The following is a 25,471-nucleotide window of genomic DNA, read 5'->3' on the forward strand; positions in this document are numbered from 1 at the left end:
ACTTTGCGCAAGATCCTTATCGTGGGGGCCGGTCAGGCCGGCCTCCAGCTCGCCCTCACCCTGCGGGCCGAGGGCTACGAGGTCACTCTCATGTCGGCGCGCACCCCGGCGGAGATCCGCACCGGCTGGCCCACCTCCACCCAGGCCATGTTCGACCTGGCCCTGGGCACCGAGCGGGCGTACGGGCTGAACCACTGGGAGTCCGAGGTCCCACCGATCCACGGGCTGCGGCCGCAGCTCTCGGTCGAGAAGGGACAGCTGGCGCTGGCGTTCAACGCGCCGCTGGACCGCCCGGCCCAGTCCACCGACCAGCGGGTCAAGATGGCCCGCTGGCTGGAGGACGCCGAGGAGCGCGGCGTCGAGGTGATCTACAACGCGGCCACCACCCAGGATCTGGACGCGATCACCCAGATCGGCCGTTACGACCTGACGATCGTCGCGGCCGGCAAGGGTGACCTGGTGGCGATGTTCGACCGTGATCCGGACCGGTCGCCGTACACCGAGCCGCAGCGTGGCCTGGCCGTCGCCTACGTCCACGGTCTCGAACCGGACCCGGAGTGGCCCGAGCCGCACGTCGGTTTCCACGCCCTGCCCGGCCTGGGCGAACTGTTCGTGATCCCCGGCCTGACCCACACCGGCCCGTGCGACATCCTGTTCTGGGAGGCGATTCCCGGCGGGCCGCTGGACCGCTGGGCCGGCAACACCGGCCGGATGGCCCCCGAGCAGCACCTCGAACTCACCCTCGACCTGATCCGCGAGCACCTGCCCTGGGTTGCCGCGCGCGCCGGGAACGTCCGGCTCACCGACGCCAAGGCCACCCTGCACGGCCGTTACACCCCGACGGTCCGCCGGCCGGTCGCGCACCTGCCCGGCGGCGGCAAGGTTCTCGGCCTGGCCGACGTGGTCATCGCCAACGATCCGATCACCGGTCAGGGCAGCAACACCGCGGCCAAGGCGGCCCACCACTACCTCCAGGCCATCCTGGCCCGCGGTGACCAGCCGTTCGACGAGCGGTGGATGACCGACACCTTCGAGCAGTTCTGGACCGCCCACGGCATGGCGGTCACCGGCTGGACCAACGCGATGCTGCAGCCGCTGCCCCCGCACGTCCAGCAGCTTCTCGGCGCCGCCACCGCCAACGAGCAGATCGCCCGCCGTTTCGCCTACGGCTTCGTCGACCCGAACGACCTGCTCAACTGGTTCGTCGACCCGGAGAAGGCAGCTGCCTACCTCGGCGAGGTCTCCGGAGCTTAAAACCAAAATTCCCGATTTGGTACGGCGTGAGCACCGCGACCGTGCCCGCGGGAGGCTGCGAAGTCACCCCATGAAGAAGGCGCATCCGGGGATGGATGCGCCTTCTCCCTGTGCCCGTGGTCAGGTGCCGGTGCCGGTGGTTCCACTCTGGGTGGTCGCACCCTGGTTCTGATCGGTGGTCCCACCCTGGCCGGTGGTGCCCCCTTGGCCTGTGGTGCCGGTCTGGCCCTGCTGGCCGGTCTGCCCGCTCTGGTCACCGCCCATGTTGCCGCCGAAACCGCCGCCCCCTCCGCGCATGCCCCCTCCGCCGCCGGGGCCGCCCTGCTGGGAGACTCCGGCCGGGGTCGAGGAGTCACCGCCGACCGCGGCCATGATCCCGGCGGTGATGCCGGAGCTGGCCACGGCCGTGGCCAGGACCGCGGCGACCAGGATGGTCTTCGGGCTGCGCGGTTTTCTGGACTTCGCGGCCGGCCCGGGCGGAACCCAGGACCCGGGCGGCCCACCGACCGGCTGCCCCGGGATCGCCCCGAACCCGGCGGGCGGCCCCGGAACCGCCGAGCCGTGCGGACCGTCGCCCGGCCCGGGAACCGCGGTCGACGGGCCGTCGGCCTGCCCCGGGATCGCGCTGGACGGGACGTCGGCCTGGATCGGGACCAGTTCGGTGGGCGGTTCGGTCTCCTCGTGGGCGGTGGCCGGCTCCGACCACGGGTCACTCGGCTGAAGGGTTCCCACCGCCCCGGCCGGCTCGGTGAGCGGCGCGGTCGTAGTGGTCGGTAGTCCGGATTCTTCGTTCTTGCTCATGCGGCGACTCCTCGGCTCATCGCGGTGAGCAAATCGTGGCGTCCCGGACTATGTGGACCCTGTCCCCGATGTAGGCCTTTCCTGTCAACCGCGCGGCCGCCGGTCAGGTTCCGACGCCGGGCGCGGCGGTGGGCGGCTGGTCGCCGGAGCCACCGCCGGGGAACCCGCCGCCGTTCTGCGAGGTGTCGCCGTTCTGGGCGCCGCCACCGTTCTGCGTGCCGCCGGAGAATCCGCCGCCGTTCTGGTTGCCACCGGGGAATCCGCCGCCGTTCTGGTTGCCGCGGCCGAAGCCGCCGCCGCCCGGACCGCCCTGCCGGCTGGTGCCCGGCGGCCCACCAAGGCCGCCCCCGGACGAACTGTTGTCGCTGTTCAGCGCGGCCATGATGCCGGCCGTGAGCGCGGAACTGGCGACGGCGGTGGCCAGGACCGCGGTGATCAGCGTCCGCTTGAAGCTCGGCGTGCCCGGATCACCTGGCGCGCGAGGCGCGGGCGGTGCCCACGGCTGCGGCGGTCCGTCCAGGAGGTCGGCCCCGGAGACGAATGCCGGGCCGGGCGGCGGGGAGGACGGCTCGGCGGGGATCGGAGCCGTGGCGGGCTCGGATGCGGGCACCGGGGCAGGGTGTCCGGTACTCATCGGCTACTCCTGAAGAGGGCGGCTGCTGAAGAGGGGAGAACGGATACGCGTGCGCGAAGCCTGCCCGCACCGCCTGTGCGTCACCTGTCCGTGCTCTTGGCGCAACCTGACAACCCAACGAAATTCCCGCTTTGGCGGCAGATGGGCGATCTTGCGTACCGGAAACCATTAGAGGACTCACGGGGAATTCTTAGAAATCGCTTCTAGGGTCGAAGAATGCTGAGTGTGGCGGTCGTGCCGTGATGACCGTGCTCCGCCCGGACGGCTCCGAGCCCTCGGAACCCGCCCCGGAGGAGCCGACCCCCAGCCGAGTGGCCCGGTGGAACACTCCGGACCGGCGCCGCAAGGCCCTGATCGCCCTGGTCGCGCTCTGGGCCGTGGTGATCACCGTGGTGGCGTTCACCCGTGGTGGCGGCAGTGGGGAGAGTCCACAGGCGGCCGCGCCCAAGCCGTCCCCGTCGGCGTCGAAGGGGCCGCTGGCGGTCTCCGAGATCTATCAGACGCTGCTCCCGTCGGTGGTGCTGATCCAGACGACCGGCCACGACGCGAAGAAGGCGGTCGAGTCGGCCACCGGCACCGGCGTGATCGCCAATGCCGACGGCACCGTGATGACCGCCAATCACGTGGTCGACGGCGCCGAGACGATCAAGCTGACGTACGCCGACGGCACCACCAGCCCGGCGAAGGTCGCCACCGCGAACGCGGCGCAGGACATCGCCACCCTGACCCCGGCCAAGCTGCCCGAGACGCTGGTCCCGGCCGTGCTCGGCGGCGGCGTGCAGGTCGGCGACACGGTCGTGGCGATCGGTAACCCGCTGGGCCTGGTCGACTCCACCAGCAGTGGCGTCGTCTCCGGCCTGGACCGGGAGCTGACCCGGGAGGCGCGGGACGACATAGCCGGGCTGATCCAGTTCGACGCGGCGGTCAACCCGGGCAACTCGGGTGGCCCGCTCGTCAACGACCAGGGCCAGGTGGTCGGCATCGTGGTCGCCCTGGCCAATCCGACCGACGCCGGCACGTTCATCGGCATCGGGTTCGCCGTCCCGATCGGCGCCGCGCTGGGCGGCGGCGACGAGGGCGACGGACGAGCGCCGCCCCTTTAAAGAGAAGGACGGGATTCATGAGCTGGACCGATGCCCCGCCGGCGTCCGCCGGACCGATCGAGAAGGTGCTCTACGAGGTCAAGAAGACCATCGTGGGCCAGGACATCCTGCTCGAGCGGCTGATCGTGGCCCTGCTCGCGCGCGGCCACATCCTGGTCGAGGGTGTGCCCGGGCTGGCCAAGACCCTGGCCGTGAAGTCGCTCGCGCAGGCCATCGGCGGTGACTTCCACCGGGTCCAGTTCACTCCCGACCTGGTTCCGGCCGACATCGTCGGCACCCGGGTCTACCACCAGCCGTCCGGCGAGTTCCAGGTGCAGCTCGGCCCGGTCTTCACGAACCTGCTGCTGGCCGACGAGATCAACCGCGCGCCGGCCAAGGTGCAGAGCGCGCTGCTCGAGACGATGCAGGAGCGGCAGGTCACGATCGGGCGGGAGACGCACAAGCTGCCGAACCCGTTCCTGGTCATGGCCACCCAGAACCCGATCGAGAACGAGGGCGTCTATCCGCTGCCCGAGGCCCAGGTCGACCGCTTCATGATGAAGGTGGTGATCGGCTACCCGAGCCCGACCGAGGAGTTCGTGGTCGTCGAGCGGGCGCTCGCCCCGGCCGCGGTCATCCAGAAGATCATCGACCCGGAGACGCTGGTCACCCTGCAGCAGGCCGCCGACCAGGTGTATGTCGATCCGTCGCTGATCGAGTTCGCGGTGCAGCTGGCCAACGCGTCGCGCGATCCGGCCCGGGTCGGTCTGACCGACCTGGCCCGCTACGTGACGTACGGCGCCAGCCCCCGATCCTCGATCAGTCTCGTGCTGGCCGCGCGCGGTCTCGCGTACATCCGAGGTCGTGAATATGTTGTTCCGGAGGACCTCTCCGACCTGGCCCTCGACGTGATGCGCCACCGGATGGTGCTCTCCTACGAGGCGTTGTCGGACGACGTGACGGCCGACCTGATCCTCTCCAAGATCATTGCGAATCTGTCGTTCCCGGAGCCCACCGGCCGGGGCCGCTGAGTCATGGCGACACCCTCCGACCGGCTGCTGCGGCGCCTGGAGTGGCGGCTCGGCCGCCGACTCGACGGGCGGTTGCAGGGCGCCTACCGCACGGTCTGGCACGGCACCGGGATCGACTTCACCGACCTGCGCGCCTACACGCCGGAGGACGACGTCCGGCACATCGACTGGAACGTGACGGCGCGACTGGACGAGCCGTACGTCCGGCAGTACACGGAGGATCGTGAACTCACCGCCTGGCTGGTGATCGACAAGTCGGCGTCGATGAGGTTCGGTGGCCACGACGGCAAGGACTCGGTCGCCACCGAACTGGCGGTCAGCCTGGCCAAACTGGTGTCCAAGGGCGGCAACCGGGTCGGCGCGATCCTGTTCGACAACGCCGCGCACAAGGTGATCCCGCCCCGCGGTGGTCGCGACCAGATCCTGCGCATCGGTCATGAGCTGCTGAAAGCCGCCCCGGCGGCCAAGCCGGCGAAGAAGCGCGGCAAGGAGCCGGCCGCCACCACCGATCTCGCCGCGATGCTGAACCTGGCCGCGGTGACGACGGCCAAGCGGCGCAGCCTGATCTTCGTGATGTCCGACTTCATCGGGGATCCGGGCTGGGACCGGCCGCTCGGCATGCTCACCCACCGGCACGAGGTGGTCTGCGTGCGGGTCGTCGACCCGGCCGAACTGGACCTCCCCGACCTGGGCGTGATCCTGGTCGAGGACGCCGAGACCGGTGAGCAGATCCTGGTCGACACCAGCGACCCGCTGCTCCGCAGCCGCCTGTCGACCCAGGTCGACGCCCGGGAGGCCGAGCTCACCGAGGCGATGCGCAAGGCGGGCGTCGCCGCGCACCGGATCACCACGGATCAGGACCTGATGTCCGCGCTGGTGCAGATGGTCCAGTCGTCGGGGCAGGCCCGCCGATGAGCTTCCTGTACCCGTACGTCCTGGTCGTCGCGGTCTTGATCTCCGGCGCGGCGATCGCCGCCTACGTGTCCCTGCAGCGCCGCCGGGCCGCGGCCCTCAAGGCGGCCGGTTTCGGCACGCTGATCGGCGGACGCCTGCGGCGCCATCTGCCGTACGCATTGCTCCTGGCCGCCCTGCCGATCCTGCTCGTCGGTCTGGCCCGGCCGCAGGCGCAGGTCGCGGTCCCGCGCGTCTCCGGGACCGTGCTGCTGGCCTTCGACATCTCGAACAGCATGGCCGCGACCGACGTCTCCCCGACCCGGCTCGCCGCCGCGCAGGCCGCGGCGACGAAGTTCGTCGACGAGCAGCCGTCCACGGTCGACGTCGGCGTGCTCGTCTTCGGCGACCAGGCGCTGCTCACCCAGGCGCCGACCGCCGACCACACGGCCGCGACGGCCGCGATCGCCCGGGTCAAGGCCAGCGGCGGCACGTCGCTGGGCCAGGCGATCCTGGTCGGGCTGGGCACGATCACCGGCAAACCGGTGAGCCTGCCGGCCGACGGCTCGGCCCCGGACACCAGCGCCCTCGGCTACTGGCCGTCGGCCACCATCGTCGTCTTCTCGGACGGGGAGAACACCGGCGGCCCGGACGCCGAGGCCGCCGCCGAACTGGCCGCCGCCGCGGGCGTACGGATCCAGACCGTCGGCGTCGGCACGGCCAAGGGCGCGACCGTCGAGGTCGACGGCTACCAGCTGAACACCGCGCTGGACGAGAGCACGCTGACCGCGGTCGCCCAGGTCACCGGCGGGGCGTACCACGCGGCCGGGGACGCCGACACCCTCAACGACACCACCAAGTCGATCGACCTCCGGCTGACCACGAAGAAGGAGCCGCTGGAGCTGACCGCCCCGTTCGCCGGGGCCGCCCTGCTGCTGCTGGCGCTCGGCGGGATGCTCGGCACCCGCTGGCACGGAAGGATCGTGTGATGTCGTTCCACTGGCCGTGGGCGTTGGCGGCGCTGCTCGTCGTGCCGCTGTTGCTGCTGGTCCGCTGGTTCCTGAACCGGCGCCGCAAGCGGACCGCGGTGACCGTCTCCAGCGTCGCCCTGATCCGGGCGGCGCTGCCCGGCCGGTCGGCCTGGCGCCGGCGCATCCCGGTCTACCTGTTCCTGGCCGGTCTGGTCGCGCTGAGCGGCGCGCTGGCCCGGCCCCAGGCCCGGCTGTCGGTGCCGGCCAACAACACCTCGATCCTGCTCGCCATCGACGTCTCCGGCTCGATGTGCAGCACCGACGTCCAGCCGAACCGGCTCTCGGCGGCGGTCGACGCGGCCCGCAAGTTCGTGAAGGCGCAGGGCGACGGCACGAAGATCGGTCTGGTCGCGTTCTCCGGGATCGCCGGTCTGCTGGTCACCCCGACCACCGACAAGGACAAACTGCTCGACGCGATCGACACCCTCAAGACGGCCCGGGGCACCGCGATCGGCCAGGCGATCCTCACCTCGATCGACGCGATCGCCGAGATGAACCCGGACGTCGCGGCGACCGGCGCCGACCTCGGTGACGCCGCGCCGAACACGGCCGGCGACTACGAGCCGGACACGATCGTCGTGCTCACCGACGGCTCGAACACCACCGGCGTCGACCCGGTGACCGCGGCCGAGCAGGCGGCGGCCCGCAAGGTCCGGGTCTTCACGATCGGTTTCGGTACGACCACCCCGTCCCAGATGGTGTGCACCGCCGACCAGGTCAGCGGGGACTCGTTCATGGGCGGCGGCGGTTTCCGCGGGGGCGGCGGGTTCGGCGGCGGTGGCCGCGGCCGGGTCCAGGAGATCGACGAGGACGCGCTGACCAAGGTCGCCGACCTGACCGGCGGGCAGTACTTCAAGGCGCAGGACGCCGACGAGCTGAACGGCGTGCTCGGCGACCTGCCCAAGGAGATCGGCCTGCACAAGGAGAACGTCGAGATCAGCTTCTGGTTCGTCCTGGCCGGCGCGGTCCTGGTCTTCACCGGCCTCGCCCTGTCCCTCTGGTGGAGCCGCGGCCCGGCCCGCCGCTGACCGCCGCCGGCTGGTGCTCAGGGCTGTCTTCCGGCCGTTGAAGCAGCCCTGAGCACCAGCCGGGGAGCTGGAAGTCCCGGAGATGTAACTCCCGGCCAGTACCTTTCCGGGATGGAGATCGACTTCGCGGATCCCGGGTTCCTGGCCGACCCGTATCCGGCCCTGGCCGAGCTGCGGGCCCGGGCGCCGCTGAGCTGGCACGAGCCGACCGGGCGGTTCCTGGCCGCCGGGCACGCCGAGGCCAACGCGGTGCTGCGGGACCGGCGGCTCGGCCGCTTCTGGACCGACCGGGAACCGGCCGGCGTGTGGGAGCCGTTCAACGCGCTGCACCGCAACCAGATGATGGAGAACGAGCCGCCCGCGCACACCCGGCTGCGCGGGCCGGTCGCGCGGGCGTTCGCGCGTGGTCACGTGGAGCGGCTCGGCCCGGCCATCGCCTCCGGGGCCGAGACGCTGCTGGACGCCGCCGGACCGGAGTTCGACCTGCTCACCGACGTCGCCGAGCCGCTCGCGGTGACCGTGATCGCGGAACTGCTGGGCGTGCCCGAGGCCGATCGGCACCGGCTGCGACCCTGGTCGGCGGCGATCGTCCGGATGTACGAGGTGTCCCGCACCGCCGCCGACGAACAGGCCGCGCTCACCGCCTGCCGCGAGTTCGCCGACTACCTCGACCACCTCGCCGCGGCCCGCCGCGCGTCGCCGCGGGACGACCTGATCAGCCACCTGGCCGAGTCCGAGCTCACCGGCCCGGAACTCGTCGCCTCGGCGATCCTGCTGCTCAACGCCGGTCATGAGGCGTCCGTGAACGCGCTCGGCGGCGGCCTGGTGGCCCTGATGCGCCATCGCGATCAATGGCGGCGGCTGGTCGCCGACCGCGGCCTGGTCCCGACCGCGGTCGAGGAATTCCTTCGGTACGACTCCCCGCTGCACCTGTTCGTCCGGACCGCGTCCGCCGACGTGGTCGTCGGCGGCGTGACCGTACCGGCCGGGGCCGAGGTGGCCGCCCTGCTCGGAGCGGCCAACCGGGACCCGCTGGTCTTCGCCGAACCGGACGTGTTCGACATCGCCCGGGACCCGAACCCGCACCTCGGATTCGGCGCCGGCCTGCACTTCTGCCTGGGCGCCCCACTGGCCCGGCTGGAGATGCGGGCCGCCCTGACCGCGCTCGTCGCCCGCCACCCGGACCTGTCCCTGGCCGCCGAACCGGTGCAACGGCCCACCTTCGTCCTGCGCGCGTTCCACGAGGTCCGGCTGAAGGGCTGAACGGCTCCGGCCTGGAATGATCGGCTTCCGGTCGAACGGATGGCCCGCCGAGATCCGTAGTCATGCGAGATTGGCGCGCGTGTTCGAGGAGGCCCCGATGATGGAAGAAGCCCTGGTGGCGTACAACACCGGTCACGCCGACGGCGCGGCCGGGCTGCGTGACGCGCAGTTGGCCGAGGACCCGGCGACCGGATCCGACTACCGGATCGGCGTGGTCGACGGCAGTGTCGCGGCGTTCCAGGCCGAACTGGTCGCCGAGGTCCGCCGTCTGCTCGGCGAGATCCTCTGAGCGCTCACCCGGGTGAGCGCTCAGAGGCCGGCTCTGGCTCACAAGGCCGCTCTGACCAGCGGATCCGCGAGTGTCCGGGAATTTCCGGCCACTCGCGGTGACCCCGCTTTGGCATGGGGCCGGGGGCTCGGCTAAGGTTTCATTCGTCGCCGGGGAGACCGGGCGGCAGAACGCGGAAGTGGCGCAGTGGTAGCGCATCACCTTGCCAAGGTGAGGGTCGCGGGTTCGAATCCCGTCTTCCGCTCGGAGAGGCTGTTGCGGTTCCACGTGGCACCGGCCGGCTCGGTGGAGTGGCCGAGAGGCGAGGCAACGGCCTGCAAAGCCGTGTACACGGGTTCAAATCCCGTCTCCACCTCGCTTTGCTGTCGAATTACACAGTGCGGGCGATTGGCGCAGCGGGAGCGCGCTTCCTTGACACGGAAGAGGTCACTGGTTCGATCCCAGTATCGCCCACCAGCAGTCGTTATCGAACCGAATGCCCGTCCCGGGTATTCGGTTCGCTCTTTTTCCACGGCTTTGACCTGCGGTTATGTCTCGCCCGGTCGGCCCCACGGCCCGATCGTCCGCTGGTTCGGGGTGGGGCTGAGCAAGCGCAAGCCGGCCTGCACCGGGGCCCGACCCCGATGCGTCGCAGCGCCTATCCAGCCTGATCGAGCGCGGGGCCGATCACGGCGAACGCACGGTCGGTCAGGTCGTGCGGGTCGCTGACGCCGTCGCTGATGCTCCAGCGCCGCATCGCCGCCTCGAACGCGGCGAGCGCCATCCCGGCGGCCATCTCCGGGAACAGGTCGGTGGCCGGATCCCGTCCGAGCCGGACGGCCAGCTCGGCGGTCAGCCCCTCACGCCACTGGGCCTGGCGCTCCAGCATGCGGGCATGCAGCACCGGCGTACGCAGAATCAGCTGCACCACCCGCAACGACTTGAGCGGCTCGTCGACGCAGTGGTCGATGGCCATGCCCACGGCGTGGCGCAGCGCGGTGGCCGGTGGCTCGCCGGCCGGCCGGGCGCGCAGCTCGTCGAGCATGTCGGCGCCGAGCGTGGCCAGCAGCTGGATGGCCACGTCCTCCTTCGAGGAGAAATACCGGAAGAAGGTGCGCCGGGAGACGCCGGCGGCGATCACGATCTCGTCGACCGTCGTGGTGTCGAACCCCTTCACCGCGCACAGCTGCAGCGCGGCCTCGGTGATCTCGGCGGCCACCAGCTGCCGCTTGCGCTCCGCCATGCTCGCCACCACGTCACGATACTACGCGCCCACGTTGACACTCAGTGCCATGGAAGGCAGCATGTGTCGTATGACGGTATCGTTGATCACCGGCGCCACCAGCGGGCTGGGCCTGGCCACCGCGCGTGCTCTCCTCGACCAGGGACACCAGGTCATCGCGGCGGTCCGCGACCCGGCCCGGGCCACCCGTCTGCTTCCCGGAGCCGAGGCCCGCCGCCTCGACCTGGCCGACCTCGACTCGGTCCGCGCCTTCGCGGCCGACCTGCGGGCCGATCACCACCGACTGGATCTCCTGATCAACAACGCCGGCGTGATGGGGATGCCCCGCACCCTGACCGCCCAGGGCCACGAGCTGCAATTCGGGGTGAACCATCTGGGCCACTTCGCGCTCACCGGCCCGCTGCTCGACCTGCTCGCCGCCGGTCACGAACCCCGTGTCGTGACCGTCTCGTCGCACCTGCACCGCAAGGGCAAGCTCCGATTCGACGACCTCAGCGGCGCGGCCGGATACCAGCCGATGACCGCCTACAACCGGTCCAAACTCGCCAACGCGGTGTTCGGCCTGGAACTGCACCGCCGGCTGGCCGCGGCCGGGTCGCCGATCCGCAGTGTGCTCGCCCACCCGGGCTTCGCCAGAACCGGCCTGCAACAGGCCGGCACCGTCGGGGTCAACCGGCTGATGCTGCGCCTGACCACTCCGCTGATGGCGCAGAGTCCGGAGCGCGGCGCGCTACCGATCCTGCACGCCGCGACCGCCGAACCGGTCCACGGCGGAGAGTTCTATGGCCCGTCCGGGGCGGGTGAGCTGCGCGGCGACCCGGTGCTGGTCGAGCCGTCGGCCGACGCCCACGACACGGCGCTGGGCACCCGTCTCTGGACGGTCTCCGAAGAGCTCACCGGCGTGCGCTACACCCTGGAGAGCCTCGGTCGGCGCCCGGAACGCGGCTAGACGACCATGCCGGCGCGGCGCGGTGTGCCGTGCATCTGAATCGCGTCGACCAGCGGAGTGCACGCCATGGCCCGGCACGGCCGGGACATCACTGCGTAGGCTTGCGGCATGGTCGATGGGGCTGAACCCGGCCGGGCCGGGGCGAAGGCGGAACTCCCGCTGATGTCCGACGCTTTTCCTGAACTCGTTGCCGAGATCGACCGCCTGTTGGGGCTCGACGATCCACTTGACCAGCTGATCGGCACGGTAGGTGTCCGGCGATTCCATGGCCGCTGCACCTGCACGGCCGGCTGCGGCAACATCTTGACCGCGCTGCCCGGTTCGCCCGGACCGTATGTGCTCGGACTGGAGCGAGACGGCCTGGATGTCATCTGGTTGAACCTCGACCCGGCCGGAACCGACGTCGTCAGCATCGAAGTTCTCGACCCGAGCGACCTCGATCTGGATCATGTGGAGCCTCCGGGCGTGCGTCGGTGCTGATGCCAGTCGACCGGGTTCGCCCGGATGTTCACTCCCTGTGTCATCGAACCGGGGTCGTGAACCGGATCTGCGAATGTCGGGGTATCGATAGAGGTCCAGGAATCCGGCCAGGGCGCGACGGACGGTGGCGGCGGCGGCAGCGGCCGTTGCCGGTCTGGCGACGCCATCAGAGGCCGCACCGTCGCCCATCGCTTCGTCCGGGGCGGAGATCACGGTGGTGGCCGGCAGTGGTGATCGCGGGGCGGCGAGGGAGGATGTCCCGGCTTCTCGGACTCCGATGAACAGTCCGACCGGAGTCGCGGTCGGGCCGGACGGCACCGTGTGGGCGACCATAGCCGCGGTCGCGACCGGCACGACTCTCGGTGCCTTTTGATGCCGGCGGCCAGGCTGGGATGTCCGCCGTCGGTCGTCCGGTGACGGTTCAACCGAGAAGAGGTGAAAACCGTCTCGGTCGATCGGTCACCGTGGATCTCCGATGCCTGATGTGGGTGGTCCTTTCCGGAGGAGATGACAGGGCGGCCACAGGTGGGGCAAAAGGTGGCGTCCTAGCGTGAGCCAGCGGCTGAGCAGCCGCTTTGTGCGAGCGTTGGAGGAGCTGGTGGCTGAGGCAGAAGTCGTGGGGCGGGATCGTTATTTCGATCTGCTGAGAGTGCTGGCGATAGTGCGGGTCTCGGTTTTCCACATGTTCCCGTTCGCCGTCCTGGAGCTGGCTTTTCCTTCCATGGGCGTGATGTTCGCGCTCGGTGGATCGCTGATGGCCAACTCGCTCATGCGGCAGGGCGCCGGGCGGGTGATCTACGGCCGGGTCCGGCGGCTGCTGCCGGCGCTGTGGGTGCTCGGTGCGGTCGTGGTGCCGGCGATGTTCCTGGTCGGCTGGGAGCAGCGGCCGGCGTGGTGGCATCTGGTGGCCTGGGTGGTGCCGTTCGCGGACCCGCCGGCGAGCACGTTCGGCGAGCAGCCGGCCGAGGTGTTGTGGTACCTGGTGACCTATCTGTGGCTGGTCGCGCTGTCACCGGTGATGCTGTGGTTGTATCGCCGGGCACGACTGGTGACGATCGTGGCGCCGATTGTCGCGCTGCTGGCGATGCCGTTGATCCCGGTCGACGCCGTACAGGAGGTCGGCACTGATCTTTTGACTTTTGCCGCTTGCTGGATTCTCGGATTCGCGCATCGGGACGGCTCGTTGCGGCGGATTCCCGGGTTCCTCGTCGCGATTCTGGGAACGGTCTGCGTGGCCGGCGGATTGGCCTGGAGCCATCTGCATCCGGACGCCGGGGGAATCAAATACCTTCCGATCGCGTACGCGATCTACAACGCCGGATTCGTCATCGTGCTGCTGCGGTGGCGGCCCCGGATGGAGTGGCTGATCAAGCGGACCGGGCTGGACAGCTGGGTGTCGCTGATCAACTCCCGGGCGGTCACGATCTACCTGTGGAACAACGTCGCGATCGCGCTCTGCTACCCGGTCGGTGACGCGCTGGAGGTGTGGCGGCTCGGTAAGTATTTCGAGGTCGGCTACGTCACGATCGCCCTTGCCCTGCTGGCCGATGCGGTTCTGATCTTCGGCTGGGTCGAGGATCTGGCCGCCCGGCGCCGCCTGCGATTCCTGCCCTGGCCGAGCCGGCCGGTGCGGGAGGCGGCCGCCCCACCGGTCACCGGTGCGGGGACGGGACCGGGAACGATCTACCGCGCGTCGGCGATGGCCGGCCGCTGAAGCAACAACCGGTCCCGGAGGAAGGCCGCCGCCTGCGAGGTGGCGGCCTTCGCCGCGGCCGTCTCCCGCAGCACGTCGAGCATCACGAAGTCGTGGATCGTGCCCTGGTAGCGCACCGCGGTCACCGGGACGCCGGCCGCCCGGAGCTTGGCCGCGTACGCCTCGCCCTCGTCCCGCAGCACGTCCGCCTCGGCGACGATGACCAGCGCCGGCGGCAGCCCGGCGAGCTGCCCGGTGGTGGCCCGCAGCGGCGACGCGGTGATCTCGGCGCGAGCCGGGACGTCCGGCGCGTACTGCTCCCAGAACCACGGCATCATGTCCCGCCGCAGCCAGTAGCCCTCGGCGAACTGGTGGTACGAGTCGGTGTCGAAGCTCGCGTCGGTCACCGGGTAGAACAGCACCTGACCGGCGAGGATCGGCCCGGACCGCTGCTTCGCCATGATCGTCACCGCGGCGGCCAGGTTCCCGCCCGACGAGTCGCCGGCGATCGCGATCCGGCACGGGTCCAGCCCGTGACCGGCGCCGTGCACGGCCACCCACTCCAGGGTGGCGTAGACCTCCTCGACCGCGATCGGGTAGCGCGCCTCGGGCGAGCGGCTGTAGTCGACGACGACCACGGCGGCGCCCGACTGCACGGCGAGATCGCGGGTCAGGCGCTCGTGGGTGGTGGCGTCACCGACGACCCAGCCGCCGCCGTGGGCGTACAGAATCGCCGGAATTTGATCTTGATTTTGGCTGGTGAGCGGACGGACGAGACGGATCCGGACCCGGCCGGACGGACCGCCGGCGATCGTGAGCTCCTCGATCGCCGCCTCCGGCAGCGGCACGCCGTCGCGGGTCTGCGCGGCTTCGAGAACCTTGCGCATCCGGGCCGGATCACCGTCGAACGGGTGCTCGGAGTCGCGCGCGAACTGCTCGGCGGCCGGTTCGAGGACGGGCTTCGGATAGCTCATGACCTCAGATTTCCGGATCCCGGCCCGGGCGTCGTCCGTCGAATGACTGCACCGCGGCCAGCTGCGTGCGCCGCGTCACCCCCAGGATCGGATAGGCGCGGCTCAGATGCGTGCCCACGGTCCGCGCCGAGATGCCCAGCCGGGCCGCGATCCGCGCGTTGGTCAAACCCTGGGCGGCCAGCGTCACCACCTGCCGCTGCTGCGGGGTCAACACGTCGTCGTTCGCGCTGCTCGGCGCCGCGGCCGCCGCCAACTCGGCCTCGGCGCGCTCCCGCCAGGCGTCCAGACCCGCTGCCGCGAACACGTCCCGGGCCGCGCTCAACAACGGCCGCGACTCGGCCGGCCGCTGCCGCCGGCGCAGCCAGATCGCATAGTCCATCCTGGTCAGAGCCCGTTCGAAGACCCACTGGTCGGTACTCGGGTCGGCCAGCGCCAGCCGGAAGAACGTCTCGGCGGCCGGATCCGCGCCGGCCAGGAGCGCTCGCGCCCGGTGCCAGACCGCGGACAGGCGGGCTGAGCGCAAGGTCCGCACCCGGCTCTCGGCCGCCGCGACAAGAGCTTCAATTGCTTCCGTACGGGCGAGAGCCGCCCCGGCCGACGCCAGATCACCCAGACACAGGTCGGAGATCCGGTGATGGATCGGCCGGCCGCTCTCGTCGTAGTGGCGCCGCAGCCGGTGAACGGCCAGCGCATGCTCCCCGCGGATCCCGGCGATCAGGCCCTGCGCGCGGTCCAGCCGCAGGTCGTGCAGGGCGTGGTGGCCGGGCCGGAGCGCGTCACGGGCGTCACCGAGCCGGTCGGCGGCGTCCGGGTCCTCACGCAGCACGGCCACCGCGGCCAGCGTGGCCAGGGCCCCGGCCCGGGTGTCGGCGGTGGCCACGCCGTGCCGGTCGGCGTCACCGGCCCGGATCGTGTTCACCGCCTCCGCCCGAGCCGCGTCGAGGTCGCCGCTGTCGAAGTACGACCAGGCCAGCGCCCCGAGCGCGATCGGCCGGATCAGCCCGCCGGGCGGCGCCAGATCGGCGGCGCGGGTCAGGTGACGGACGGCCAGCGTCGTCTCGTGGCGGGCCACCGCGATCGTGCCCAGAACGATCGACCGCTCGTCCGGGGCCAGCCGGTTGTCCTCGTTGATCAGACGCTGGACGGTGCCGCCGGGGTCGGTGTCGTGCAGCACGGCCTGGGCCCAGGTGGCCATCAACTCGTTCGGCGGCTTCTCCGGGCGGATCGTGTTGTCGCCGCTCAGCCAGGCCGCCCTCAGCTGCTGCCCAAGGTTCTCCAGGGCGGTGCCGAGCTGGTTCTCCCAGGCCGGCTCGCCGGAGAGGCGGGCGTGGTGGGCGGCCTGGTGCCGGCGGGTGCGGGCCTTGGCCGGGTCCGGGGTGCGGGCGGCGGAGAGGGCCAGGGCGTAGGCGGCGGCCTTGGTCCGTCCCGTTCGGGTGAGCTCGGTCCCGGCCCGTTCGAGCTGGTGGGCAAGGGTTTCGTCCGGAGTGGGATCGGCGCGGGCCAGGTGCCAGGCACGGCGGGGTTCGAGCTTCTCGTCCGGAGGCGACCCGGCAAGCATCCGGGCCAGTTCGCGGCGGGCCTCGCGGCGGTGGGCCGAGTCGGCGCGGTCCAGGACCGCCGCCCGCACGACCGGGTGGCGGAAACGGCGAGCGCGGCCCGGCCGGAGCAGCCCCAGATCAACGAGATCCGTCCACGTCGCCCGGTCGGCGGCGACGTCGAGAGCCGCGGCGACGGACCGGCCGGGGGTCTCGGCGGCCAGGGCGGCCAGCAGGGCGGCGTGAAGATGCGACTCGTCCAGGGCGTCGACGGCCGGGGCCAGGGCGCGACGGAGCCGGGACGGAACCGGGAGCTCGGTGGTGGTCGGCGTGAGCTCGGCCGGCGGCGGCAGGTGGCGGGCCAGCTCGGTGAGCGCGAGCGGATTCCCGGCTGCCTGCGCAAGCACCAATCGGGCGCCCGGATGAGCCCGCACGCCCGGTGTGGCGGCCAGCACGCGCTCGGCCTCGGCCCGCCTCAACTGTCCGATCCGGACCACCCTCGCGAGGCAGGCGGTGGGTTGCCGGAGGCTCGCGGCGAGGACCGGGATGTGGGCCTGGGCGGCGATCACGGTACGGGTGAGCGGGTCCAGCCGATCCACGTCGTCCGCACACCACAGCCATCGGCCCCGGGCGGCCAGGTGCTCGGCGAGCACGGCCACCGCCCGGGGCAGCGGGATCGGGGTGACGTCGGGCGCATCCGTCCCGAAGAGCCGGGCGAACGCCGCCGCGGCCGTCGGCGGGAGCGCGGCGGTCTCTCGCTGGACCGGGGTGAGCAGCCGCTGCAGACCGGCCCCGGGCAGGGCTTCGTCACCGGGCAGGGCGCGGACCGCGAGAACGGTGACCCCGGTCGCGGCCTGACGGGCGGCGGCCTCGGCCAGAACGGCCGAACGGCCGGTACCCCGCTCGCCGGCGACCCGGACCGAGCAGCCGTCCCGCAGAGCGGCGGCGATCTCGTCCAGCTGACCGTCGCGTCCGACGAGCTGCGGCCGGCCCGAGCGCGCGGCCCACGTCACCGGCAGCCCGTCCCGGTGGCCCCGAAGGCGGCCCGGAGAAAGTCGGTGACCTGCGTGATCGCCGACCGGGCGGCCGAGGTCCAGCGCAGCGCGTCGAGGACGACGAAGTCGTGGACCGTGCCGAGGTAGCGCGTCGCCGTCACCGGGACGCCGGCCGTCCGGAGCCGCCGCCCGAAGTGCTCGGCGCGGTCCCGGGTGACGTCGGCCTCGGCGGTGATCAGCAGGGTCGGCGGGAGACCGGCCAGGCCCGTCTCGGCCTGAAGGGGATCGGCGCCGGGTTCACCGAGAGGCGCGTACTCGTGGCAGAGACGGCGGACATCGGCCAGCCGCAGGGCGGCCCCGGTGGCGAACTCGATCGCCGACGGATCGTCCGGAAGCGGCCGGCCCATCGGATAGAGCAGCGCCTGCGCGACCAGCTCCCGGTCGCGCAGGGCCAGGGTCAACGCCAGCGTCGCCCCCGCACAGTCACCGGCCAGGGCTATCCGGCGCGGATCGGCCGGAATCGGGAGAACGCCCGCCCGGATCGCCGCGAGAACAGCCGTGAGCTGGGTGACCGCGACCGGATAGCGGGCTTCGGGGACACGCGAGTACTCCGGCATCACCACCACCGCGCCGACCTCCCGGGCCAGAGCGGTGGCCAGACGATGATGCGTCGACCAGCCGCCGAGAACCCAGCCGCCGCCGTGCACGTACAGGACGACCGGCGCGTCGACCACCCCGGCCGGAATCACCAGGTGCACCGGGACGTCGTCGACCAGCGCGGTCCGATGCTCCAGACCGTCCGGGACGTCCGGCGGCGCCTGCATCAACCCGAGCGCCAGACGGGCGTCATCAGGACCCATCGCATAGAGGTACGGCGGGTGCGCCGCCCCCTCGGCCAGCCGCCGCGCGGCATCGTCCAATGCGGTCACAGCGAATCCTTCGAGGCGGAACGGCGATCCAGGGTCGTCACCAGATCGCCGAGCTGGGCCCGGTTCGTGACCCCGAGCTGCGGGAAAAGCCGGTACAGGTGGGAGCCGACGGTCCGCGGCGACAGGAACAGCCGCTCGCCGATCTCCCGGTTCGTCAAGCCCCGCGCGGCCAGCCGGACGATCTGCTCCTGCTGGGCGGTCAGCGCGCTCGGGGCGGGTGGCGCGGCGATCCGGAGCTCGGCGTGCACCCGGGCCGTCCAGGCCGCGGCCCGCAGCCGATCGAACGTGTCCAGCGCGCTGACCAGCACCTCCCGGGCCTTCGCCGGTTGCTGGGCGCGGCGCAGCCGGTCGGCCAGCTCGACCGCGAGAACCGCCCGTTCGAACGGCCGGCGCTGCGCGCCGGGCGCGTCGACCACCGCGGCCAGCCGCGCCGGATCCGGGTCGAGCAGGGCGGCCGACGCGGCCAGGCGGGAGCGTTTGCGGTCGCTCAGCCAGGAATCCCCGTACGCGGAAAGGATCTTCTCGTATGTCGCCCGGGCCTGGGCCGTGCGGCCGGTGTGGCCGGCCGCCGTGATCAGATCCGGTAACACCAGCGGCTGCCAGGGATGCCGGATCTCGGCCGCGGCGCTCAGCCAACCGTAGGCCTCGTCGTGCTCCCCGACGGCCGCCGCGGCCACACCCCGGGCCCAGCCGACCCGCAGCGCCAACGCCGGCTCGGCCGGCAGCGGGCCGTTCCCGGCGAGCCGGCCGCCGGCGCCCGGCTCGCGTCCGCGACCGAGATCGATCACGGCGAGCTGGGCCTGGGCGCCGCCGCGGATCATGCCGGCCTCGGCCATCACCGGCGAGGACAGCAGCGGGACCAGCCACTGCTCGGCCTCGACCCAGCGGCCCGTGTCGATGAGCGACCAGCAGGCGGCGCTGGGCGCGGCCAGGAACGCGGCCGCCGCCGTCCCGTCGATGGCCGCCTTCACCGCCGGGCCGAGCAGGCGCAACGCGTGCTCCGGCTCGTCGATCAGCATCGCGCCGGCGCCCGCGGCGGCGGCCCGCGCCATCTCCGCGGGCGTGGTCGGCTCCGGCACCGCGAGAATCTCCCGGCGGAGATCTTCGTCCGGCCGGACCAGCGCCCGCGGGAAGAGCACGGCCTGTCTCCTCCCGGCGACGGCGCCGCGCAGGGCCTCGGTCAGCGGCCCCTCACCGAGCAGGAACCCCGGCAGCGTCCCGGTCTCGATCAGCCCGACCGGCGTCTCCGCCGTTCCGCTGCCGTGGGCTGGGGCTTCGGGGGGAGTGCGGGCTGCGGCGTTGTATCCGGTGAGGGCGGCGGTGAGCAGGGCCGCGGCGTCGTTCACCCGGCCGCGCATGCTCAGGACCCACGAGGTGACGATGGTCAGGTCGGCGTCCAGACCCGAGCCCGGGGGCAGGACCGCGCGGGCGCGGGCGGCGATGTCGGCGGCCCAGCGGATCCGGCCGACCGCGGCCGCGCGGGCCGTCGCCTCCAGCAGGATCGGCGCCCGATCGGCCGGCGGGAGCAGGTCGCAAGCCTGTTCGAGCAGGCCGACCGCGGTCACCGCGGCGGCACCGTTCAGCGGGCGGGCGGCGGCGATCAGCGCGGCGGCCAGCTCCGGATCGACGCCGTCGGCGGCCTCGGCGCGATGCCACAACGCCCGGCGCGGATCGGCGGTCGCCTCGGCCAGCGCCCGGTGCGCCCGCCGGCGCGCCCCGGCCCCGGCCGCGTCCAGCACCGCGAACTCCACCAGCGGATGCCGGAACCGCACCATCGCGTCCGAGATCGTGACCAGCCCGGCCTCCTCGGCCGGCTGCCACGCGGCCAGGGTCAGCGCCGGCTCGGCCCGGGACAGCACGGCCACGTTGCGCTCCCCGGCCGCGGCCAGGGTCAGTGCCCGGCGGGAAACTTCCGGCAATTCCCGTACGCGGCGAGCGAACACCTCAGCCACCCCGCCGTCCACGTCGGCGGTCCCGCCGTCGGCCTCGACCCTGCCGTCCGCCCTGGTCGGGCCGTCGTCGGGTTCGAGCCAGGTGCCGTATTCGTGCAGGGCCAGGGGATTGCCGGCCGCTCGCCGCAGGATCTCCAAACGGGCCGAACCGGTCGGGGCGCCGACCCGATCGAGCAGCTCCTCGGCCTCGCGGACGTCGAGCGGCGTCACCGTGACCTGCGGAAGCAGATCGGCCAGCTCGACCGGCACCCGCTCGGTCCGGGCGGCGAACAGCGCCACTACCGGCGCCTGCCGCCAGGTCAGCACCGAGGTGACGGTCAGCAGCAGGTCCAGGGTCGGCGGATCCACCCGATCCACGTCGTCGACCACCAGCACCAGCGGGAACTCGCCGGCCAGCAGGGCGAACACCGCGCACACGGCGGCCCGCAGAGCCAGCAGATCGACCGGGGCGGCCGCATCGGTGAGGGCGGTCCGCAGGGCCTGCCGCTGACCGGTCGGCAGCTCGTCCAGGTCGGCGCCGGCGGTCAGAACCCGCAGGACCGAGTACGGTTCCGCACCGGCCACCCCGGTGGCCTGCGCGACCGGAAAACCGAGCCGCCGAGCCGTCGCGGCGAACCGCTCGACCAGCGTGGTCTTTCCGATCCCGGCCGGCCCGACCAGCAGCGCCCCGGCCGGCCCGGGGTCCCGGTCCAGCCGCGCGGCGGCGGGCGCGGGCGGCTCCGGGAGATTTCGGTCGAGCAGGGTCGTCAACTCGGCCCACACCGCGGCCCGGCCGAGCAGGGTGGTGGCGTCCGAGCCGAGTTCCATCCGCGCATTCCCCCAGGTCCGGCGTCTTCCGGGAACCAGTCTGCCCGCGCGCGGGTCGCCATCCCAAGCCGCAGTGATCCGCATCGCCCGCGGCCGTCACGGATCTCCGGCCGGCTGGGCGCGGCTCGCGGGACCGACTCGCGTGCGGCCGGGCGGTCAGCGCGGCCGGGCCGCCCGGAGCCGTCGGCGGGACCGGTGGGCGGGCCGCGGGGGCGGGGCTCACGCCGTACGGCGGAAATGTGAAGTGAGAGTTGGTGAAGCGGACCCGGCGGCGGCCGGCGAAGCGTGATTACCTGTCACATGGGCCCGGGCGACGTAGGGGCGTAAGCGAAATGACGAGAACGGAGAATCCGATGCGTTACCTGATGCTCTCGAAGACGAAGGACAACGAGCCCGACGAGCGGCTTTTCACCGAGATGGCGGCGTTCATCGAGGAGATGTCGGCGTCCGGCGTGCTGCTGGCCACCGGCGGCCTGGACACGGCCGGCTTCAAGATCGAGTCGGCCGGTGACGAGGTCACGGTCACCGACGGGCCGTTCACCGAGGCCAAGGAGGCGTTCGGCGGGTTCGCGCTGGTCGAGGTGCGGTCGAAGGAGGAGGCGATCGAGCTCGGCCGCCGATTCCTCAAGATCGTCGGGGACGGCGAGAGCCACGTCCACCAGGTCTTCAGCTGACGTCATGATCGATGTCCGGGCCACGGTCGGCGTCGTCTGGAAGCAGGAGTCCGCACGGATCGTCGCGGCGCTCCTGCGGATGGTCCACGACGTCGGCCTGGCCGAGGAGATCGCACAGGACACCCTGGTCACAGCCATGGAGCAGTGGCCGGAGGCCGGTGTCCCCGACAACCCGGGCGCGTGGCTGACAACCGTCGCGCGGCGCCGGGCGGTCGACCATTTACGACGTTCAACCCGATTTGACAGTACGGACGTGGAACCCGCGGATACCGCGGAACGCAACGATGACGTACTGCGTCTGATGTTCATCTCGTGCCATCCGGTACTCGGCCGGGAATCGCGCGCCGCGCTGACCCTGCGCGTGGTGGCCGGACTCAGTTCCGCGGAGATCGCCCGCGCCTTTCTCACCGGTGAACCGGTGATCGCCCAACGGATCGCCGCCGCCAAACGGACCCTGGCCGAATCGGGCGTCGCGTACGGACTTCCGGCCGGGGCGGAATTGCGCGGGCGGCTCACGTCCGTACTCGAAGTCGTGTATCTCCTCTTCAACGAGGGCTACGCGGCGACCTCGGGTGACGACCTGATGCGTCCCGGACTGTGCCTGGAAGCACTCCGATTGGGGCGGCTGCTCGCGGAATCGGCGCCCGACGATCCCGAAGTACACGGACTCGTGGCGCTGATGGAGATTCAACAATCACGATCGGCGGCCCGGATCGGTGCGCGCGGCGAACCGGTTCAACTGCACGAACAGAACCGGGGAAAATGGGACCGCCTGCTCATCAACCGCGGGTTCGCGGCGATGCTGCGGGCCCGCGCGGCCGGTGCCGGGAAAGCGCCCGGGCCGTACGTGTTGCAGGCGGCCGTCGCGGTCTGTCACGCACAGGCGCGAACCGCCGAACAGACCGACTGGGAACTGATCGCGACGCTTTACGAGGCGCTGGAACGGCATCTGCCCACGCCCGTGGTCCGATTGAACCGGGCGGTGGCGGTGGGGTTCGCCCAGGGGTCGGAAGCCGGGTTGGCGCTGGTCGAAGGGCTGCGAGCCGACCCGGTGCTGCGGGATTACCACCTGCTGCCCGGGGTTCGCGCCGAACTGCTGCTGCGGATGGGGCGTGGGGCGGAGGCGCGGCGGGAATGGGAGCGGGCCGCCTCGCTGACGCGTAACGCCGCGGAACGGGACTTTCTCCGGGCTCGGGCCGCATCGGCCGGAGCGGTCGAGAATGGACCCAATCTCGGGGAAGCGGTGGACGAATTCCTGGCCGGACTCGGGGCGGGGACCGCCGGGGCCTATCGGAAATCGCTCGGGCGAATGAGGCGGGCGCTGGGAGAGCGGACGCCGCTGGCGGATCTCGACGCGGCCGGGGTGGCCGCGGCGGTCAATTCGCTCTGGGTCGATGCGGCACCGCGGGGGTGGAATCGGCATCTGGCGGCGTTCCGGTCGTTCGCGGGGTGGGCCGGGGTTACTGCGCTGGCCGCTGAGCTGCGGAATCGGCCGTTGCCGCCGAAGGGTGCTCTTGTCGCCCTGGAATCCGTTCGGAGCTCGGGTGTGCCCGGAGTGTCGGGTGGCCTGGCCGGGCCGGGATCGGGGGCGCCGGCGGCCGGGGAATTCGGTGGGTTTCCGGTGCGGGAACGGGTTCTGTGGCTGATGGTTCGGGAATCGGGGGCGCCGATCGGGGCGGTGCTCGCGCTCGACGTCCAGGATCTGGATCTCGCCGGGCGGACCGGGCCCGGGGTGACCTGGCGGGACGAGACCGCGGCGCTCCTGCCGGAACTGATCGCCGGACGAGCCCGCGGGCCGCTCTTCCTCTCCGACCGGCGGCCGGGGCCGGCTCGGCGACCACGGGCCGGCGATCTCTGCCCGGAAACCGGGCGGCGGCGGCTCTCCTACGAGCGGGCCGAGTACCTCTTCAAGCGGGCTACCGGTCGTACGCTGCGAACTCTTCGGAAGCCTTGACTCTGCCCCAAGGGCAGACCCTACGTTTGTCCTGTCGGATCACGCCGCAGCCCCGCGTGATCCGGCGGCTCGAACCCGGGAGTGAGGATCCCGGGATGCACGGCTTCGGGCCGCAGCGCGGTTGCCGGCCGCGGCTGGCACTCAGGGCTGCTCCCGCGGGTGCGGGACAGCCCAGGGGACCAGCCGGGGCCCGGCGGGCGCGCTGCGGCCCGGCCACACCACGCTCGCGCCCGCCGCGCCCGCCGTGCCCGCGCCCACGCTCGCCGCGCCCGCGCCGCGCCCGCGACGCCCGCGCCCGCGACGCTCGCGCCCGCGACGCTCGCGCCCGCGACGCTCGCGCCCGCGACGCTCGCGCCCGCGACGCTCGCGCCCGCGACGCTCGCGCCCGCGACGCCCGCGCCCGCGACGCCCGCGCCCGCGACGCCCACGCCCGCGACGCTCGCGCCCGCGACGCGCCCGTGCCCGCCGCGGCCGCGCCATGGCTTGCGCCGCCGGATCTGCCACGGCTTTGCCCCGGTGGGCCTGCCGCGCCTGCCACGGCTGTGCCACCGCTCTGCCCGTGGAGATGGCCGCGGAGGCGGCGAGCCCTCACCTCCTCCGGGCTGCTTGCCGCCGGTCGTAGCGGGGCTGGTTTGGCGGCGATCTGCGGTCGGCCGCCCCCGGTGAGGGCTGGGCGGTCGATCGGGTTGGGCTGGCGGCGATCGGTTGGGGTTGGGCTGGCGGTGGCGGTCGATCGGGCTGGGCTGGGCTGGCGGCGATCAGTTGGGGCTGAGCTGGCGGTGGCGGTCGGTCGGCGGTGGAGTGGTGGGCGGTGGAGTGGTGGGGGCGGGGTCAGCGGTAGGCGGAGTGGCCGGTGAGGGCCTGGCCGATGACCAGGGTGTGGATCTCGGACGTGCCCTCGTAGGTGAGGACGGACTCCAGGTTGTTGGCGTGGCGGAGGGGAGAGTACTCAAGGGTGATGCCGCTGCCGCCGAGGATGGTGCGGCATTCGCGGGCGATGGCCAGCGCCTTGCGGACGTTGTTGAGTTTGCCGACGCTCACCTGGTGCGGCTTGAGCGTGCCGGCGTCCTTCAACCGGCCGAGGTGGACGGCGAGCAGCGCGGCCGTGTTCAGGTCGACCGCCATGTTGGCCAGTTTCTCCTGGGTGAGCTGGAACGCGGCGATCGGCCGGTCGAACTGCACCCGGCTGCCGGCGTAGTCGAGCGCGGTCCGCAGGCAGTCGCGGGCGGCACCGGTGGCGCCGAAGATGATGCCGAAGCGGGCCTCGTTCAGGCAGCTCAGCGGGGCGCCGAGGCCGCGCGCGCCGGGGAGCCGGGCGGTGTCGGGCAGGCGTACTTCGTCGAGGATCAGTTCGCCGGTGATGGACGCGCGCAGGGACAGTTTCTGTTTGATGGTGCGGGTGGTGAATCCGGGTGTGCCGCGGGGGACGAGGAAGCCGCGGATGCCGTCCTCGGTCTGCGCCCAGACGGTGGCGATGTCGGCGATGCTGCCGTTGGTGATCCACATTTTGGCGCCGGTGAGGATCCAGTCGTCGCCGTCGCGGACGGCGCGGGTGCGCATGTTGGCCGGGTCGCTGCCGAAGTCGGGTTCGGTCAGGCCGAAGCATCCGATCGCCTCGCCGGCCGCCATCCGGGGCAGCCATTCGAGTTTCTGCTCCTCCGATCCGTACTTCCAGATGGAGAACATCGCCAGGGAGCCTTGTACGGACACGAAACTGCGCAGCCCGGAGTCGCCGGCCTCCAGTTCCAGGCAGGCCAGGCCGTAGGCGGTGGCGCTCGTCCCGGCGCACCCGTAACCCTCCAGGTGCATGCCCAGCACACCGAGTTTGCCCAGTTCCAGGGCGATTTCGCGGGGGAATGTGCCTTCCTCGAACCAGTCGGCGACGTGGGGCCGGACGTGGTCGGTGACGAACCGGCCCACGGTCTCCTGGATCTGCCGTTCCTCGTCGCTGAGCAGTCCGGCGATGTCGAGCAGTTCGAGCGGATCGGTGACGGTCATGCGTA

21 protein-coding genes and 3 tRNA genes are annotated in these 25,471 nt (G+C 72.1%); 16 read left to right on the forward strand and 8 right to left on the reverse strand.

What is annotated here, in order from left to right:
• The first annotated feature begins 3 nt into the window (after nucleotides 1-3).
• Entirely contained in the window at nucleotides 4-1,254 is a 1,251-nt protein-coding gene (locus ACSHV8_RS48540; protein ID WP_436527255.1) for a styrene monooxygenase/indole monooxygenase family protein, read from the forward strand.
• A gap of 120 nt (nucleotides 1,255-1,374) precedes the next feature.
• Here ACSHV8_RS48540 and ACSHV8_RS48545 read toward each other — a convergent pair whose 3' ends face one another.
• Complete coding sequence (locus tag ACSHV8_RS48545; RefSeq protein ID WP_436527256.1) at nucleotides 1,375-2,055, reverse strand: hypothetical protein; 681 nt, start codon at nucleotides 2,053-2,055, stop codon at nucleotides 1,375-1,377.
• Between the two features lie 103 nt (nucleotides 2,056-2,158).
• Nucleotides 2,159-2,665 (reverse strand): hypothetical protein, encoded by a 507-nt coding sequence (locus tag ACSHV8_RS48550; protein ID WP_436527257.1) that lies wholly within the window; start codon nucleotides 2,663-2,665, stop codon nucleotides 2,159-2,161.
• 266 nt (nucleotides 2,666-2,931) lie between these two features.
• Here ACSHV8_RS48550 and ACSHV8_RS48555 point away from each other — a divergent pair, with 266 nt between their 5' ends.
• The 10 genes from ACSHV8_RS48555 to ACSHV8_RS48600 all read left to right on the forward strand — a co-directional run bounded on the left by ACSHV8_RS48555 (nucleotide 2,932) and on the right by ACSHV8_RS48600 (nucleotide 9,760).
• Complete coding sequence (locus tag ACSHV8_RS48555) at nucleotides 2,932-3,792, forward strand: S1C family serine protease (RefSeq protein WP_436527258.1); 861 nt, start codon at nucleotides 2,932-2,934, stop codon at nucleotides 3,790-3,792.
• 17 nt (nucleotides 3,793-3,809) lie between these two features.
• Nucleotides 3,810-4,802, forward strand: a complete 993-nt coding sequence (locus tag ACSHV8_RS48560; RefSeq protein ID WP_436527259.1) for an AAA family ATPase — start codon at nucleotides 3,810-3,812, stop codon at nucleotides 4,800-4,802.
• 3 nt (nucleotides 4,803-4,805) lie between these two features.
• Nucleotides 4,806-5,717 (forward strand): DUF58 domain-containing protein, encoded by a 912-nt coding sequence (locus tag ACSHV8_RS48565; RefSeq protein ID WP_436527260.1) that lies wholly within the window; start codon nucleotides 4,806-4,808, stop codon nucleotides 5,715-5,717.
• The gene (locus ACSHV8_RS48570) at nucleotides 5,714-6,682 is read left to right on the forward strand and encodes a vWA domain-containing protein (protein ID WP_436527261.1); all 969 of its coding nucleotides are present in this window, start codon (nucleotides 5,714-5,716) and stop codon (nucleotides 6,680-6,682) included. Before ACSHV8_RS48565 ends, ACSHV8_RS48570 begins: the two co-directional genes overlap by 4 nt.
• A complete protein-coding gene (locus ACSHV8_RS48575) occupies nucleotides 6,682-7,752 on the forward strand; it encodes a VWA domain-containing protein (protein WP_436527262.1) in 1,071 nt (356 codons plus the stop codon). The genes ACSHV8_RS48570 and ACSHV8_RS48575 overlap by 1 nt, the downstream gene beginning before the upstream one ends.
• A gap of 111 nt (nucleotides 7,753-7,863) precedes the next feature.
• Nucleotides 7,864-9,015, forward strand: coding sequence for a cytochrome P450 (locus ACSHV8_RS48580; RefSeq protein ID WP_436527263.1), 1,152 nt, complete (start codon nucleotides 7,864-7,866; stop codon nucleotides 9,013-9,015).
• A gap of 79 nt (nucleotides 9,016-9,094) precedes the next feature.
• A complete protein-coding gene (locus ACSHV8_RS48585; RefSeq protein ID WP_436527264.1) occupies nucleotides 9,095-9,304 on the forward strand; it encodes a hypothetical protein in 210 nt (69 codons plus the stop codon).
• A 172-nt stretch (nucleotides 9,305-9,476) separates the two neighbouring features.
• Nucleotides 9,477-9,548 (forward strand) — tRNA-Gly (locus tag ACSHV8_RS48590).
• 40 nt (nucleotides 9,549-9,588) lie between these two features.
• Nucleotides 9,589-9,659 (forward strand) — tRNA-Cys (locus ACSHV8_RS48595).
• A gap of 26 nt (nucleotides 9,660-9,685) precedes the next feature.
• Nucleotides 9,686-9,760: transfer RNA gene (locus ACSHV8_RS48600), tRNA-Val, on the forward strand.
• Nucleotides 9,761-9,941: 181 nt separating this feature from the next.
• Here ACSHV8_RS48600 and ACSHV8_RS48605 read toward each other — a convergent pair.
• Nucleotides 9,942-10,526, reverse strand: a complete 585-nt coding sequence (locus ACSHV8_RS48605) for a TetR family transcriptional regulator (RefSeq protein ID WP_436537324.1) — start codon at nucleotides 10,524-10,526, stop codon at nucleotides 9,942-9,944.
• Between the two features lie 70 nt (nucleotides 10,527-10,596).
• On the opposite strand from ACSHV8_RS48605, the gene ACSHV8_RS48610 reads away from it, so the two are divergent.
• The 3 genes from ACSHV8_RS48610 (at nucleotide 10,597) to ACSHV8_RS48620 (ending at nucleotide 13,669) form a co-directional block, all read left to right on the forward strand.
• Nucleotides 10,597-11,475, forward strand: coding sequence for an oxidoreductase (locus ACSHV8_RS48610; RefSeq protein WP_436527265.1), 879 nt, complete (start codon nucleotides 10,597-10,599; stop codon nucleotides 11,473-11,475).
• Between the two features lie 108 nt (nucleotides 11,476-11,583).
• Nucleotides 11,584-11,955, forward strand: a complete 372-nt coding sequence (locus tag ACSHV8_RS48615; protein ID WP_436527266.1) for a hypothetical protein — start codon at nucleotides 11,584-11,586, stop codon at nucleotides 11,953-11,955.
• Nucleotides 11,956-12,553: 598 nt separating this feature from the next.
• Nucleotides 12,554-13,669: an acyltransferase family protein gene (locus tag ACSHV8_RS48620; protein WP_436527267.1), complete on the forward strand. Its 1,116-nt coding sequence runs from the start codon at nucleotides 12,554-12,556 to the stop codon at nucleotides 13,667-13,669.
• Here the strand turns inward: ACSHV8_RS48620 and ACSHV8_RS48625 are convergent.
• Genes ACSHV8_RS48625 through ACSHV8_RS48640 form a run of 4 tightly spaced genes read right to left on the reverse strand, consistent with a single transcriptional unit; the run spans nucleotide 13,639 to nucleotide 20,840 of the window.
• Nucleotides 13,639-14,622: an alpha/beta hydrolase gene (locus tag ACSHV8_RS48625; protein WP_436527268.1), complete on the reverse strand. Its 984-nt coding sequence runs from the start codon at nucleotides 14,620-14,622 to the stop codon at nucleotides 13,639-13,641. The genes ACSHV8_RS48620 and ACSHV8_RS48625 overlap by 31 nt on opposite strands.
• Before the next feature lie 4 nt (nucleotides 14,623-14,626).
• Nucleotides 14,627-17,170, reverse strand: coding sequence for a LuxR C-terminal-related transcriptional regulator (locus ACSHV8_RS48630; protein ID WP_436527269.1), 2,544 nt, complete (start codon nucleotides 17,168-17,170; stop codon nucleotides 14,627-14,629).
• Nucleotides 17,167-18,081, reverse strand: coding sequence for an alpha/beta hydrolase (locus ACSHV8_RS48635; protein ID WP_436527270.1), 915 nt, complete (start codon nucleotides 18,079-18,081; stop codon nucleotides 17,167-17,169). The genes ACSHV8_RS48630 and ACSHV8_RS48635 overlap by 4 nt, the downstream gene beginning before the upstream one ends.
• Complete coding sequence (locus ACSHV8_RS48640; protein WP_436527271.1) at nucleotides 18,078-20,840, reverse strand: helix-turn-helix transcriptional regulator; 2,763 nt, start codon at nucleotides 20,838-20,840, stop codon at nucleotides 18,078-18,080. The genes ACSHV8_RS48635 and ACSHV8_RS48640 overlap by 4 nt, the downstream gene beginning before the upstream one ends.
• A 353-nt stretch (nucleotides 20,841-21,193) precedes the next feature.
• Here ACSHV8_RS48640 and ACSHV8_RS48645 point away from each other — a divergent pair, with 353 nt between their 5' ends.
• Nucleotides 21,194-21,514 carry a YciI family protein gene (locus ACSHV8_RS48645; protein ID WP_436527272.1) on the forward strand — a complete coding sequence of 107 codons (321 nt, stop codon included), beginning with the start codon at nucleotides 21,194-21,196 and terminating at the stop codon, nucleotides 21,512-21,514.
• A gap of 4 nt (nucleotides 21,515-21,518) precedes the next feature.
• Nucleotides 21,519-23,468 (forward strand): RNA polymerase sigma factor, encoded by a 1,950-nt coding sequence (locus ACSHV8_RS48650; protein ID WP_436527273.1) that lies wholly within the window; start codon nucleotides 21,519-21,521, stop codon nucleotides 23,466-23,468.
• An 831-nt stretch (nucleotides 23,469-24,299) separates the two neighbouring features.
• Here ACSHV8_RS48650 and ACSHV8_RS48655 read toward each other — a convergent pair.
• A complete protein-coding gene (locus ACSHV8_RS48655; RefSeq protein WP_436527274.1) occupies nucleotides 24,300-25,466 on the reverse strand; it encodes an acyl-CoA dehydrogenase family protein in 1,167 nt (388 codons plus the stop codon).
• Nucleotides 25,467-25,471 lie beyond the last annotated feature (5 nt).

Origin of the sequence: Actinoplanes sp. HUAS TT8 (assembly GCF_051380535.1) — a bacterium.
GTDB lineage: Bacteria > Actinomycetota > Actinomycetes > Mycobacteriales > Micromonosporaceae > Actinoplanes.